Source organism: Klebsiella sp. ME-303 (genome assembly GCF_007910085.1).
Classification (GTDB): domain Bacteria; phylum Pseudomonadota; class Gammaproteobacteria; order Enterobacterales; family Enterobacteriaceae; genus Klebsiella; species Klebsiella michiganensis.
This window is the reverse complement of record NZ_VOJB01000039.1, coordinates 1-14,663: the sequence shown is the minus strand read 5'-3', so window position 1 is coordinate 14,663 and position 14,663 is coordinate 1. Positions and strand designations below refer to the sequence as shown.

Genomic DNA, 14,663 nt, shown 5'->3' with positions numbered 1-14,663 from the left:
CCATGTCGGTTTGTCTCCTTTTACTTGTGGTGAGTAAGCAGAGATATTCCGACATGGGCATTCTTCAGGCTATAGCCTTACAGGAGCAATCACCACCTCCCTAGGAGGTGGTTTAGGGATGACAACCAAAAGGAAGCCGCGGCTTCCTTTTTTATCGCATTAAAACGGCCTCAGGCCGCCGCCCGATGGCATCGCGCTACTCCACATCACGATGGCCGCCGCCAGTAAAATCACGCCGCCGGCCAGCGCCAGCGTTGCCCAACCGATCTGCTTCCACAGCGCCGGCGCCCGATTCGCGCTCAGCCTGACCGCCAGCTGGCGGAAACCATGAACCAGCAGCGCCAGCGCGCTAATCGTCAGCGAGGTTCCCGCCGCCATCGCCATCGCGGCCGCCATGCCCCAGCCAAATACGCCGATAACCTTGCTGAACAACAGCACCATAATGGCTCCCGAGCAGGGCCGCATCCCCATTGACAGCACGATAGCCAGCCGCGCCCGCCAGTCATCGCCGCTTTGCAGCTGTTCCGGCGCCGGCAGATGCTGGTGCCCGCAGCCGCAGCTGGCGTGATGAACGTGATGCGCGGTGAAGGCGATGAATGTCGGTCGGCGCAGCAGCATCCGCAGCTTTTTCAGCGCCCGCCAACACAGCAAAAGGCCCAGCGCGCCGACCAGCAGATAGCTTCCCTTTTCCAGCCAGAAGCTGCTCAGATGCAGCTGTCTTGCCGGCAGCCGCAGCAGCGTCAGCACCACCACCACTAAGGCGATGGCCACCAGCCCCTGCAGCAGCGAAGCGGCCAGCGTCAGGCCGATGCTCGATTTCAGCTTCGACGGATGGGTTGCCAGCCAGGTGGTTATGACCACCTTGCCGTGCCCCGGCCCCAGCGCATGCAGAACGCCGTAGACGAAGCTAAACCCCAGCAGCGACAGCCCGGCGGAGGCAGGATTCTCCGCAACCGCCTGCAGAAGCCGACTCAGTTCGACATTCAGCGCGCGCTGCCAGACCGCGCTTTGCAGCAGCACCTGCGGCCAGGCCCGCCATAGCCAGAAGCCAGCTCCGGCTGCCAGCAGCAGAAACAGCGCCAGCGGCCACAGCTGACGCCAGCGCGGCGAACGGCCGGTTTGAGCAAAAATCACTGACATTGCAGCGTCACCTTTTGCGCGAAGTAATTCCCCAGTTCCATATCCTCCGGCGGCGCATCCGCTTTATCCAGCGACTGCGCGTAGGACAACATTTTTTCGTTAGGCTTCGGCGTCATCACTTTTGCCGAGCAGCTTGTCTTCATCGCCGTCGGTAGAGTGAAGTCTGCGTCTTTGTCGTAATACATATCAACATAATAGGTCGGGTCGTAGGTGGAAAAGGTGAAGGTTTGCCCGGCCAGAGGCTGCGGCTTCGCCAGCGGCAGGGTAAAGGTGAGCACCGCCTGATGACCGCTGCGTTCAAGGCCATAACCAGCGGGCCGATTATCAAACTTCACCCGCTGGCCGTTGTGCCATAGCTCGCTGAAATAGTGCTGGCCCAGCACGTTCGCCATCACTTCCGCCGCCAGCTTTTTCCAGATTTCGCTACCGGGTTTAGCGTTGCCCGCATCATAGAGCAGATCGGCGGAGGTGATTTCATCCATCGTCCAGCGCATTTTAAAGCCGGTGAGCAGCCCATTTTCCGCCACGGCCTCCGTTTGCAAACTGATGAAACTGTGCGGATGCGCCGCCGCAGATAGCGATAAAAACATGAAAAACGCTACGCTGACGCATTGTTTCACTCTCTTCATCTGTTCCTCGCGTGAAAAATTCTGTGAACCCCGCCAGCAATCCTGATGTAAAGACCCGGAAATGCCCTGTTCACCCTCAATACATTAACTACTCTTAACGAAAACCCTAACTGGAACTAACCGGATGATGACAGTGATTGAACCACCATCTGTGCTTTCCAGTCCACAGCGCCGTAGCCAGGTGCTCCTGATGTTTTATCTGCCCGGGCAGTCCGTGACGCCCGAATGGCTGGGTAACCTCACCCAGGTTGATGAGGATACCGCCCGGCAGGACATTGCGGAGACGGGACGCGAGATTCAGCGTTATCACCGCTTGACCCTTGCTTCACAAGCGGACGGCAGCTATCGGATGGAAGGCGCCGCGCTCGATCAACGTTTATGCCTGCTGCACGGCCTGCGCCGCGGGCTGCGCCTGTGCCCGCATTTTGTCAGCCACCATTTTACCCCGGCATTGAAAACGCAGCTTAAACAGCAGGGTATCGCACGCACGCTGTATGACGACACCAATCTTCAGGCATTGGTCAACCGCTGCTCGCGCGCCCTGAACCGGCAGTTTGACTGCCGCGACGTGCATTTTCTGCGTCTTTATTTACAGTATTGTTTGCTGCAGCACCACCTTGGACAGAGCCCCACTTTCACCCACGAGCAGCAGCGCTGGGCGCAAGCCGCCGCCGAGTTTTCCCTCGCCGAGGAGATTGTCCGCCACTGGCAGCGGCGGGTTGCGGCAACGCCCCATGCCGGAGAACAGCTGTTTCTGGCCCTGCTGTTTATGCTGTTGAAAACCCCCGATCCTATCCGCGATGGTCATCAGCACGATCGCCGTCTGCATCTGGCCATTTCCGGGCTGATTCACCGCTTTCAGAACCTGGCGGGCCGTCCGTTTAGCGATGAACAGGGGCTGAGCGATCAGCTCTATATTCACCTTTCGCAGGCGCTACACCGCAGCGTTTTCGCTATCGGTATCGATAACGCGCTGCCGGAGGAGATTGGCCGTCTTTATCCCCGTTTGATGCGCACAACGCAGGCTGCGCTGGCGGAGTTTGAAGCCAGCTGGCAGGTACGCTTTAGCCAGGAGGAAGTCAGTTTAATCGCGGTGATCTTCGGCGCCTGGCTGATGCAAAAAAGCGATCTGCAGGAGAAACAGGTGGTTCTGCTGACCGATGATAACCCGGACCTTGAGCAGTCGCTGGAGCAGCAGCTGCGCGAGTTAACCCTGCTGCCGCTCAATATAAAGTATTTGAGCGTGAGCACCTTTCAGAAAGAGGGCGCGCCGAAGGAAGTGACGCTGATCGTCACTCCCTATGCCACGGCGCTGCCGCTGTTTTCGCCGCCGCTGTTTCACGCCGAAGAGACGTTCAGCGATCATCAGCAGCAGCAGATTTGCAAAATGCTGGAGGCCTAAGCCACCGCTTTTGGCCGCACCACCAGCGCCGGTAAGGCCACCAGCGCCATCACCCAGAAAACGCCCTGGTGCAGATGCTGGTAGAGGAAACCGGCAAAGACCGTCATCACCGCAATGCTGCCGCCCATCGCGACGGCGGAGTAGACCGCCTGCAGGCGGATCACTTCGCTGCCCTGACGCGCCGCAATGTAGCGCATCGCCGCCAGATGGCACACCGTGAAAGTGCCGCAGTGGAGGATCTGCGCGACGATAAGCCAGGGTAGCGCCGTCGTCCAGCCCATCAACGACCAGCGAATCAGCCCGCACACCGCGGACAGCAGCAGCAGGTCGCGGGCGCTAAAGCGACGGAAAACTTTTTTGCTCAGCGCGAAAATCACCACTTCCGCCACGACGCCAAGCGACCACAGGTAGCCCACCGCGGAGGCGGAATACCCCGCTTCCTGCCAGTAGATAGCGCTAAATCCGTAGTAGGCGGCGTGCGCGCCCTGCAGCAAACAGACGCAGGCGAGGAAGCGCCAGCTTTGCCGCACCAGCGTAAGCCAGGCCGCCAGGCCGGCCGCTTCCTGCTGGCGGGATTCGCCCTGCGGCTGCACCGACGGCTTCAGCAGCATGCCGAGTAGCATGGAGGCAATACCGACGCTGAGCATCACCAGTATCATCCGGTAGTCATACAGGCTGACCAGCTTCCCGGTCAGCGCCGAGCCAATGACGAAAGCTATCGACCCCCACAGGCGCACGCGCCCGTAGTCCATGGTGATCTGCTTTTGCCAGGTATTCGCCAGCGCGTCGGTCAGCGGCACCAGCGGCGAGAAAAAGAGGTTAAAGCCGACGATAATCACCATCAGCCAGGCAACCTGGTGGCCGATCCAAAATGCGAGCGCAAAGAGCAGCGTCAGCAGCGCCAGAATGCGCAGAGAAGAGATAAGACGGGACGGGTCGCTGACCCGCGGCGCAATCAGCAGGCTGCCAAGAAAGCGCGACACCAGCCCGGCGCCGAGCAGCATGCCGATGGTTTCCGGCGTCAGGCCAAGTCCGGAAAGCCAGACGCTCCAGAAAGGCAGGAAGATGCCATAGCTAAAAAAATAGGTGAAGTAACTTAGCGCCAGCCAGCGCGTGGAGTGTAAGACCATGATTCCCTCCCGAATGGAGGCGACAGTCTGGCGATAAAGCGGGGCGGGCGCAAGATACCCTCGCCCCAGATATGGCGCTATTCGCGCCCCTGTACGTCTATTTTCAGCGAAAAACTCAGCGTATCTCCGGCGCCTAAAACCCGCAGCCCCGGCTGTCCGTCCATGTTATGGGCGTTTACCGGATGACTTTGCGGCTCGAGGCAAAGGAACGGCTCGCCCTGCATTCTGAAAAGCATCAACCACGGAGTTTGCGAAAGAATTGTGATATCCATCACATCACTACTCACCCTCGCCCGCCCGCTCCAGCCGGAATAGCCCACGTTCAGCCAGCGATCCTCACCGTACTGCGCGTGGCTGAAATCGGCGTAGCCGGGCAACTGGCCTTGCCAGCCGAGAGGAAGATGCTGCTCCCCTTCCGGCCAGTAGCCGGCGGCTGCAAACTGCACCGTACCGCGCTTATCAAAAGGAAAAAACGGATGAAAACCGCAGCCATAGGGGATGGGCGTGCTACCGCAGTGGGTAAGCGTCAGCGCAGCCACCAGCTGGTTACGCAGCAGCTGGTAGCGGATCTGCGCCAGGTAATCGAAACCGCAGGCATGCTGCCGACGCAGCTGTAACACGCAATAGTCGCCGCCGCGCGCAATCATATCCCAGCGCTGCAGCCAACCGTCGCCGTGGAGAAAAAAATGCGCGTCGGCGTGGTGGCGAGGCAGAACTATCTCACGTCCCTGAAAAATAAAGCGGTTCCCGGCGACGCGATTGGCCAGCGGCAGCATCGGAAACATGCCGCCGGCGGGGTTTTCATACAGCACCGGCGCCTGATAATGCCGCGAGTATAAACTTTGCACTTTGCCGCCCAGAGAAGCGACGCGCATCCGCAGATGCGCGTTTTCCAGAATCCACTCTTCCGCCATTAGCGCGTCTGCTCCTGCTTCATCGCCTGAGCGCCCGCATGACGTTGCGCCAGCTGCTCTTCCAGGGCTTCGAGAGTGACCCCCTTCGTTTCCGGCACGTTGCGCAGAATATAGAGGTAGCCGGCAGCGCAAATGACGCCATACAGCAGGAAACTGCCCGCCGCGCCCAGTCCGGCATTAAGCAGCGGGAAAGTGTAGGTTAACAAGAAACAGGCAATCCACAGCGCCAGGGTGCCTAAGGACATCGCGAGTCCGCGAACGCGGTTGGGGAAGATTTCCGCCAGCAGTACCCAGGTAACCGGCGCCAGGGTCAAGGCGTAAATAGCAATCGCCGCCAGCACCAGCAGCAGAACGGGCCAGCCCATGATGCCCATGCCATAGGCGGCGGCAATCAGAACATAGATCAGCGTCAACCCTGAGGCACCGAGCAGCATTAATTTACGGCGGCCGATTTTATCCACCAGCGGCAGCGCGGCGAGGGTAAACACCAGGTTGACGATCCCCGTTGCGACGATCGATTTCAGCGTGCTGTTAATATCGAATCCCGCCGAGGCAAAAATCTCCTGCGCGTAGTTAAAGATGACGTTAATTCCGCACCACTGCTGGAAGACGGCGAGGACCATACCAATGATAACGATCGGTTTAACCTGCGGAGCCAGCAGCGCGCCGTAGGATATTTTATGGTTATCTTTTTCCAGCGTGTGCGCGATGTCGCGTAATATCCTGTCGGCATAGTCGGCGGAGCCAATGCGCTCCAGCGCGGCCCGGGCGCGATCCGGCTTACCGGCCTTCATGAGCCAGCGCGGCGACTCAGGAACAAAAAACATCAGCACCAGAAACGCCAGCGCCGGCACCAGTTCCGCGCCGAACATCCAGCGCCAGCCCATCTGCCCGTTCCAGGTCTCCACAATCATCTGCTGCGTCGCTCCCGTCGCCACGGGTTCCGCAATCATCAGGTTGATAAGCTGAGCGGCCAGCACGCCAACCACGATAGTGAGCTGGTTTATCGCAACAAAGCGCCCTCTTTTTTCTGCCGGGCTGACTTCCGCGATGTAAAGCGGGCTGAGCGCGGATGCCAGACCAATCCCCACCCCGCCCACAATGCGGTAAACCACAAACATGTCGAAACTGCTGGCGACCGCCGTCCCCCACGCCGAAGCGCTGAACAGCACGGCGGACAGTATTAAGGGCAGCTTGCGCCCCAGTTTATCGGCGCACCATCCCGAGATTAATGCGCCGAAAACGCAGCCCACCAGCGCCGAGCTCATTGCCCAGCCGGACTGCGCCGGGTCGGTAATGGAAAACCAGGCTTCATAAAACGGCTTTGCGCCGCCAATCACCACCCAGTCATAGCCAAAGAGTAAACCACCGCAGGCGGCGACCAGACAGATAGTCCAGACGTAGCCCATTTTCAGATGTGTCTGCGCGTTATTCATAATGATTCCTCTATAAGGGAAACGCAGGGAACAGTAGGGTTCAGGCGGGCCAGGCCCGCCCGTTTCAGGTTCAGGAAAACATGCCGCTTTGCAGGGCATGACGAATCAGATGCGCCTTATCATGAGCCGGGTTCAGCTGCAGCAGCCGCTGCATCGCCTGCTGGCTGGCGGATACGTTGCCCAGCCCCAGATGGCCCAGCGCTTCAATAAACAAACAGTGCTGCTGATGCTGCTGCTGCGCAGAAACATCGAGCACCACCAGATCCGGGAGAGAGACGGCAAAAAAGTCGGCTTGCGGAACGTCATCCCGATGCTGCCTGGCCCAGGCGATAAAATTCTGGAAGTGCTGCTCGGCCTGCGCCGGATTACCGCTCTTACGCAGCGCGATGCCCTGCCAGAAAAGGTAATCGGCGGGCTGATCGTTGTAGTAACGCCCGGCGTCCAGCGTTGAGCCCCCTTGCAGGGCAAGCTGGTAATATTCCGCTGCCCGGTGCGCATCCCCAGTCTGTTCCGCGCAATAGCCCAGCAAATACCAGATATCGTTGTCCGTCTGCCCGGGCAGCCGCCCCTCTCCCAGATTATCGGGATAGCGTAACGCTTCATTCAGGCAGCGAGCGGCCTGCGTGAACGCCTTACGTTCGATCAACTGTAAAGCGCGATGGAGCTGATTGAGCAAATACTGGCCGGTAACTTTCCCCTCCCCGCCTTCCCAGGGATGAAATACGCGCGTACCGAGAATAGCGGCGGCATCGGCGTAATGGCCGGCCGCGTTCCACAGGCTTAACAGCTCAGCGGTCAGGTCATCCCGCTTCAGCACCACCGCTTTGCGCGCCGCCAGCGTTTCCAGTCGTTCGTTTACCGGCGTACCCAGTGATTTTTTCAGGAAATCAAGCTCAAAGAGGAAGCGCGCGTTTTCGGGCTCAAGCTCTACGGCCCGCTGCAGATAAGCCAGCGCCTGCGCGGCATCCTGTTGTTTGTTCCAGGCGTAGACCCCCAGCAGACGATGAGCGGGCGCATAGTCGGGAGATTTTTCCAGCGTCTCGCGCCAGCAGCTTACCGCCTCTTCATAGCGACGTTTGCTGTACCAGAAGCAACCGAGCAGATAGCGGGCAAAAGCGCTATCGCTCAGGGTTTGCAGCATCTGGACTTCATCGAGCGTGTTGGGGAAACGCACTTTTCGCACATGGCAGCGCTCGGCTTCGGCAATTAACCGTTGCCGTTTATTCGCATCATCGCTTAACGAGGCGCGCCACAGCATCGGCAGCGCTTCCTGGCAATCCAGAACCTCAAGCACCTCCTTCGCCGCCTGCTTCTGACCGATGGAGAGCAGCCAGCCCGCCAGCAGGCTGCCGTTGATCCCTCTGCGCCCCGTTACGCGCAGCAGGCTCGCGCGCGCCTCATCGCCCGGCGCAATCATCCAGCGCGCGCAGTGCAGCGGATAGCTCAACGGGTATTGTTCGAGGCAGAGGACAATATACGCCTGCGCTTCCTTCGCCCGCCCGCTGTCCGCTAACGCCAGCGCTTTCAGCCCCATAGCCAGATGGTTGCTGGCGTTAAACTGCAGGCTGGTGTTGACCTTTTCCAGCGCGTCGGCGGTATCGCCACGCTTCATCGCCAGCCTTGCCAGCGCCCACCAGGCGGCATCGCGGCAGTTACCGCTCCAGGATGCTTTGTAATAGCAATCCCATGCTCCAGCTTCATCGCCCTGCCTTTCCAGCGCGCTGCCAAGCAGCATACTGGCTTCGCCATCGCGCGGATTTTTATTCAGACGATGGGCGCGAAGTAGCGCGGCCCGGGCACATTGCTCCGCCAGCCCCCAGTCGGCGCAATTAAACGCCAGCGTCCCGAGGGCAACATTATTGCGGTAATCCTGCGGATCGAGGGCTATCGCCCGGCGATAGTAATCCGCGGCATAGCGGCTTGCATGATTGTATTGTTCAAGATGCTGGCCGATAAAATAGAGCTCATCGCCGTTGTGAATCTCTTCCGGCATCGCCGGCGCGCAGGCAGGTTCGGGCAGGGGCGTCTGCGGAGTAATATGTTCCTGATAATCCAGCAGCGGCTGGTTGTCTGCGGTTTTCACCTTAATGGTTAAGCGCCGGGCGTCATTTTCCGGCAGCGTATGCTGCCAGCTCTCGCCGGGCTTCAGCGTAAGCTGAGTTTCATACAGCGGCTGCTTTTCCGCGCTGAGTTCAACAACAATATTTTCCAGCGGCGCAATGGCGTGAACGCCGAGCTGCAGCTGCTCCGTCTCACGAACCAGCTTCAGCGCCAGCTGCGTATTGGCATTTTGCACCATTCCCAGCTCGCTGTAGGGAAGGAAGTTTTGCACAAACACCTTCTCTTCATAAGGCGCAAGCCAGGTAAAGTCAGGCTGGTTATCGGTGTAGACGCCGGTCATCAGCTCGATATAGGGGCCATTTTCGTCGGTCAGATTGCGGTCCCACGCCTGGCCAAAGTCGCCATAGCCCCAGCTCCACTGTTTTTTGCCCGGCGAGACGTGATGGTCGGCAACATGCAGCAGTCCACCGCGCTCGTCGTGGTGATAAGCGCCGACAAAGTCGTAGTCCGATTTCTCCGCCATATACGAGGTGGGTACCGGAACATTTTTATACCGGGAGATATCGACACCCGCAGAATAGTCCACTTTGTAGTAGGTGCCGGTGGCGATGGGAAAAGCGGAAACATCGCGCTTGCCGTGATCGAATACGGCGGTGACGTCGGGTGGAAACACGCTCTGGTGAGCATCGCCGCCTTTGACCGCCGGGTTGGCCCACCACAGGAAATGACGCGGCGTTGCGTTACCATTAAAAACCTTACCGGTAATTTCAATCAGCGCGCGGTCAGGATAGAGAGTAAACCCGGTCATGACCTGTAAACCGCGCATGGGCTCCGCTTCCCCCATCCATACGGTCTGCACGCCGTTTTCCCCGCGCTGGATCGAAAAATCGACCGGCATAAAGGTTGTCGGGCGGTGATGCTGCGGCCAGTTGAACTCGATACCGCCGGAGATCCAGGGCCCCAGTAGCCCTACCAGAGCGGGCTTAACGACTTCATTGTAATAGACGAAATCGCGCTGTTTGACTTTGTCATACGCCCGGTGAATACGTCCGCCGAGCTCCGGCAGCAGCATGATACGAATGAAATCATTCTCCATCCATACTGCCTGATAATCGCGCATTTCACGCTCGCCGGTCAGGGTATCTATCACGCCGTAGGGATAGACGTTGCCGGAGGAACCCTGATAAACGCGCTTTTCCAGAAACATGGGGTTCGGATCCTCCGCCCCCGTCGTCCACGTAGGTAATGTAATTGTTTCCTGCCAGACCTTAACCGAACCGTACATGACGCCTCCACTAAACGAAATAAAGTAAAACATGCAATGAGAGGAGTTTATATCGCCATTTAGCTGCTAAAATGCGCAACGCTCACGCAATATAGTTAAGGGAGTTAAGTGTATGCAGCGCACCGGTTTGAATAACGCCCGGGTCAGGCAGGCCAACAAATCAATTTTTCTCTCCCACCTCTGGCGGGAGAAACAGCTCAGTAAATCCCAGCTTTCCCAGCTCACCGGGCTCTCTATTCCGGCGGTGAGCAACATTCTTGCCGAACTGCTTAGCGAGGGATTGATCGGCCATTCCACGGAAAAAATGAGCAAGCGCGGCGTGAACAGCGGAAGCTACCAGATCCCCGAACACGGTGCCTGGACGCTATGCATGAATATCACGCCGACCAGCATTGAGTATCAGCTTGCCGATGCCCGACTGCTGGCGGTTGACGGTCACCAGCATTTGCCCATCGATGCCCCCACGCCGCAGGCCCTTCTGGAGGCCATCGTGGAATGCTGGCGACGTATACACCGCCGCTACCCGCAGCACAGCATCAATCTCGCGCTTGGCGTTCATGGGCAGGTTGATCCGGTAACCGGGGTGTCACAAACCATGCCCCAGGCGCGCTGGAAAACGCCGATTGAAATAAAGTATCTGCTGGAGGAACAGCTCGGCGTGCAGGTGCGGGTGGATAATGACTGCGTGATGCTGGCGCTGGCGGAGAAGTGGCAGCATCAGGGTATACAGCCGGATTTTTGCGTGATTAACGTCGATTACGGTATCGGCTCGTCATTTGTGATTAACGATCAGATTTATCGAGGAAGCCTCTACGGCAGCGGGCAGATAGGACACACGATTGTGAATCCTGACGGCAGGGCCTGCGACTGCGGGAGATACGGTTGCCTCGAAACCGTAGCGTCCCTCAGCGCGTTGAAAAAGCAGGCGCGGATGTGGCTTAAAACGCAGCCGGAAGCGCAGCGCTCTCCCGAGCAATTAACCACGGCATCGCTCATTGAAGCCTGGGAACAGGGAGACGTGCATATTCGCGCATGGGTTGATAGCGCGGCCAACGCCATTGGCTTAAGCCTTTATAATTTCTTAAATATTTTGAATATTAATCAGATCTGGCTATACGGACGCAGCTGCGCCTTTGGCGAACAATGGCTGGAAAGTATCGTTAAACAAACCGGCTTTAATCCCTTTGACCACGGCGATACGCCGCGAGCGCACGCCACTCAAATCGGCTTTGGCAAACTGACCCGCGCCCAGCAGCTGATGGGGATCGGTTATCTGTACGTGGAGGAACAGCTGCAAACGCTGCGTTAATCGTCAGCGGACGTGGCGGAGCGCAAATTTGTGTATTACGTTTAAATCACACGTCTCTCATAACGAGCTGATTATGAACACTCTACGCTACTTTGACTTTGGCTCCTCCCGCTCTCTGCTGCTGCTGATTGCGCGTATCGCGGTGGTGGTGCTGTTTATTCTTTTCGGCTATCCCAAGCTGCTCGGCTTTAGCGGCACGGTGCAGTACATGGCCTCCTCCGGCGCGCCGATGCCAACGCTTGCGGCCATCATTGCCATTATTATGGAAGTGCCGGCGGCCATTTTAATTGTGCTGGGCTTTTTCACCCGCCCGCTGGCGGTGATCTTTATTTTTTATACCCTCGGTACCGCGGTGATTGGCCATCACTACTGGAATATGACCGGCGATGCGGTTCTGCCGAACATGATTAACTTCTGGAAAAACATCAGTATTGCCGGCGCCTTCCTGCTGCTGGCGATAACCGGTCCCGGGGCGATTTCGCTCGACCGCCGCTAATCAACAAACGCAAAAAAGGCCGCATCAGCGGCCTTTTTTATGTCAACGCTAACGCTTACGCATAAACCGGGAAGCGTGCGCAGATATCCAGCACTTTACCCTTCACGCGCTCAATAACCGCTTCGTCATTGATGTTGTCCAGCACGTCGCACATCCAGCCGGCCAGCTCTTTCACTTCCGCTTCTTTAAAGCCGCGACGGGTGACCGCCGGAGAACCGATACGGATGCCGGAGGTCACAAACGGGCTCTTCGGATCGTTCGGCACGCTGTTTTTGTTGACGGTGATATTAGCACGGCCCAGCGCAGCGTCAGCTTCTTTACCGGTCAGGTTTTTATCGACCAGATCCAGCAGAAACAGGTGGTTTTCAGTGCCGCCGGAAACCACTTTGTAGCCGCGGTTCAGGAACACTTCTACCATTGCCTTCGCGTTTTTCGCTACCTGCTGCTGGTAAACTTTGAACTCCGGCTCCATCGCTTCTTTCAGCGCAACGGCTTTCGCCGCGATAACGTGCATCAGCGGGCCGCCCTGGGCGCTCGGGAATACGGCAGAGTTCAGTTTTTTGTACAGCTCTTCGCTGCCGCCTTTCGCCAGGATCAGGCCGCCGCGCGGACCGGCCAGGGTCTTGTGAGTAGTGGTGGTCACGACGTGAGCATGCGGAACCGGGTTCGGGTAAACGCCAGCGGCGATCAGACCGGCAACGTGGGCCATGTCGACGAACAGGTATGCGCCGATGCTGTCAGCGATTTCGCGCATTTTTGCCCAGTCAACTACGCCGGAATAAGCGGAGAAACCACCGATAATCATCTTCGGTTTATGTTCCTGAGCCTGCTTAGCCATGTCTTCATAGTCAATTTTACCGGACTCATCGATGCCGTAAGGAATGATGTTGTACAGTTTGCCGGAGAAGTTGACCGGGGAGCCGTGAGTCAGGTGACCACCCTGCGCCAGGTTCATACCCAGAACGGTATCGCCCGGCTGCAGCAGTGCAGTATAGACCGCGAAGTTAGCCTGGGAGCCGGAGTGCGGCTGCACGTTAGCGTAGTCAGCGCCGAACAGCTCTTTGGCGCGATCGATAGCCAGCTGCTCTACGATATCGACGTATTCACAGCCGCCGTAGTAGCGCTTGCCCGGATATCCTTCAGCGTATTTGTTGGTCAGCTGAGAGCCCTGCGCCTGCATAACGCGCGGGCTGGTGTAGTTTTCGGAGGCGATCAGTTCGATGTGCTCTTCCTGACGTACTTTTTCTTGCTCCATAGCCTGCCACAGTTCGGCATCATAATCGGCAATGTTCATTTCACGCTTTAACATCCGCATCTCCTGACTCAGCTAACAATAAAATTTCGGCCTAAAAAGGCGGTCCACCTGGACAACGGCCCACAGTATAACTGAATCATTCTGCGATAACAGGTCTTGACAAAGGATTTTACGCAAACGATTGGCTCCGCGTTACACAAGGCTTTGAGCAATAAAGCACCTTCGATTATCAACGGATTTCTTTTCAGGTTTGTGATGCAAATAATTCATGTTGTAACTGCCTTATGGGAAAGTGTTAAAGAACCATTTACAAAGCAGGGTTATTTTTATAAGATGCATTTTAAATGCATCATTAAGATAACCTATAAAGGAAGCTGCTATGCTCGACGCACAAACCATCGCTACGGTGAAAGCCACCATCCCTCTGCTGGTTGAAACCGGTCCGAAACTGACCGCTCATTTTTACGACCGCATGTTTGCTCATAATCCCGAACTCAAAGAAATCTTTAATATGAGTAATCAGCGCAACGGCGACCAGCGCGAGGCGCTGTTCAACGCCATTGCCGCCTATGCCAGCAATCTTGAGAACCTGCCCGCCCTGCTGCCGGCGGTGGAAAAAATCGCCCAGAAGCACACCAGCTTCCAGATCCAGCCCGAGCAGTACAATATTGTCGGCACCCACCTGCTGGCCACCCTTGACGAGATGTTCAGCCCGGGTCAGGAAGTGCTGGATGCCTGGGGCAAGGCCTACGGCGTGCTGGCCAACGTCTTTATTAATCGTGAAGCGCAAATCTACAGCGAAAGCGCCAGCAAAACCGGCGGCTGGGAAGGCACCCGCGCGTTCCGCATCGTCAAAAAAACGCCGCGCAGCGCGCTAATTACCAGCTTTGAATTTGAGCCGGTCGACGGCGGCGCGGTAGCGGAATATCATCCAGGCCAGTATCTGGCGGTCTGGCTGAAGCCGGAAGGCTTTCCGCATCAGGAAATTCGTCAGTACTCTTTGACCCGCAAACCCGACGGCAAAGGCTATCGCATTGCGGTTAAGCGTGAAAACGGCGGCCAGGTTTCAAACTGGCTGCATGATTCTGCGAAAGAAGGCGACGTGATTTATCTGGCCGCGCCGGCCGGTGATTTCTTCCTCAACGTGGCGCCGGAAACCCCGGTCACGCTGCTCTCCGGCGGCGTCGGTCAGACGCCGATGCTGGCGATGCTGGATGTGCTGGCAAAATCGCAGCATCCGGCGCAGGTGAACTGGTTCCATGCGGCAGAGAACGGCGACGTACACGCCTTCGCGGACGAAGTTAAAACGCTGGGTGAAACGCTGCCGAAGTTTACTTCTCACGTCTGGTACCGCAGCCCGAGCGAAGCGGACCGTCAATCCGGCGCGTTTGACAGCGAAGGTTTGATGGATTTATCGGCCCTGGCCGACAAGATCGGCGACCCGCAGATGCAGTTCTATCTGTGCGGCCCGGTGGCGTTTATGCAGTTTGCCGCGAAGCAGCTGGTAGATCTGGGCGTGAGCAGCGACAACATTCATTATGAGTGCTTCGGCCCGCATAAGGTGCTGTAAAACGTTATCGATGACAGGCCGGGATACCGGCCTGTG

11 protein-coding genes are annotated in these 14,663 nt (G+C 57.6%); 4 read left to right on the top strand and 7 right to left on the bottom strand.

Features of this window, described 5'->3' with window-relative positions:
* Positions 1 to 159 precede the first annotated feature (159 nt).
* Positions 160 to 1,140: a nickel/cobalt transporter gene (locus FQK12_RS00750; RefSeq protein WP_014230374.1), complete on the bottom strand. Its 981-nt coding sequence runs from the start codon at positions 1,138 to 1,140 to the stop codon at positions 160 to 162.
* Positions 1,131 to 1,769, bottom strand: coding sequence for a DUF1007 family protein (locus FQK12_RS00745; protein WP_014839209.1), 639 nt, complete (start codon positions 1,767 to 1,769; stop codon positions 1,131 to 1,133). The genes FQK12_RS00750 and FQK12_RS00745 overlap by 10 nt, the downstream gene beginning before the upstream one ends.
* A gap of 124 nt (positions 1,770 to 1,893) precedes the next feature.
* On the opposite strand from FQK12_RS00745, the gene csiE reads away from it, so the two are divergent.
* Positions 1,894 to 3,171, top strand: coding sequence for a stationary phase inducible protein CsiE (csiE, locus tag FQK12_RS00740; protein WP_032750899.1), 1,278 nt, complete (start codon positions 1,894 to 1,896; stop codon positions 3,169 to 3,171).
* On the opposite strand, the gene FQK12_RS00735 is transcribed toward csiE, so the two are convergent.
* The 4 genes from FQK12_RS00735 to FQK12_RS00720 all read right to left on the bottom strand — a co-directional run bounded on the left by FQK12_RS00735 (position 3,168) and on the right by FQK12_RS00720 (position 9,997).
* On the bottom strand, positions 3,168 to 4,301 hold the full coding sequence (locus FQK12_RS00735) for a 3-phenylpropionate MFS transporter (RefSeq protein WP_014230377.1): 1,134 nt from the start codon (positions 4,299 to 4,301) through the stop codon (positions 3,168 to 3,170). The two genes, csiE and FQK12_RS00735, sit on opposite strands and share 4 nt — an antisense overlap.
* 77 nt (positions 4,302 to 4,378) lie before the next feature.
* Entirely contained in the window at positions 4,379 to 5,215 is an 837-nt protein-coding gene (locus FQK12_RS00730; RefSeq protein ID WP_014230378.1) for an aldose 1-epimerase, read from the bottom strand.
* Positions 5,215 to 6,651, bottom strand: a complete 1,437-nt coding sequence (locus tag FQK12_RS00725; protein WP_014230379.1) for a sugar porter family MFS transporter — start codon at positions 6,649 to 6,651, stop codon at positions 5,215 to 5,217. The genes FQK12_RS00730 and FQK12_RS00725 overlap by 1 nt, the downstream gene beginning before the upstream one ends.
* A 70-nt stretch (positions 6,652 to 6,721) precedes the next feature.
* A complete protein-coding gene (locus tag FQK12_RS00720; protein ID WP_038423058.1) occupies positions 6,722 to 9,997 on the bottom strand; it encodes a DUF5107 domain-containing protein in 3,276 nt (1,091 codons plus the stop codon).
* Between the two features lie 112 nt (positions 9,998 to 10,109).
* On the opposite strand from FQK12_RS00720, the gene FQK12_RS00715 reads away from it, so the two are divergent.
* Both FQK12_RS00715 and FQK12_RS00710 read left to right on the top strand, forming a co-directional pair.
* Positions 10,110 to 11,306 (top strand): ROK family transcriptional regulator, encoded by a 1,197-nt coding sequence (locus tag FQK12_RS00715; protein WP_014230381.1) that lies wholly within the window; start codon positions 10,110 to 10,112, stop codon positions 11,304 to 11,306.
* 73 nt (positions 11,307 to 11,379) lie between these two features.
* Positions 11,380 to 11,802, top strand: a complete 423-nt coding sequence (locus FQK12_RS00710; protein WP_014230382.1) for a DoxX family protein — start codon at positions 11,380 to 11,382, stop codon at positions 11,800 to 11,802.
* Positions 11,803 to 11,857: 55 nt separating this feature from the next.
* Here FQK12_RS00710 and glyA read toward each other — a convergent pair whose 3' ends face one another.
* A complete protein-coding gene (glyA, locus tag FQK12_RS00705) occupies positions 11,858 to 13,111 on the bottom strand; it encodes a serine hydroxymethyltransferase (protein ID WP_009654385.1) in 1,254 nt (417 codons plus the stop codon).
* A 325-nt stretch (positions 13,112 to 13,436) separates the two neighbouring features.
* Between glyA and hmpA the strand changes: the two genes are divergently transcribed.
* Complete coding sequence (hmpA, locus tag FQK12_RS00700) at positions 13,437 to 14,627, top strand: NO-inducible flavohemoprotein (protein ID WP_014230383.1); 1,191 nt, start codon at positions 13,437 to 13,439, stop codon at positions 14,625 to 14,627.
* The last annotated feature ends 36 nt before the right edge of the window (positions 14,628 to 14,663 follow it).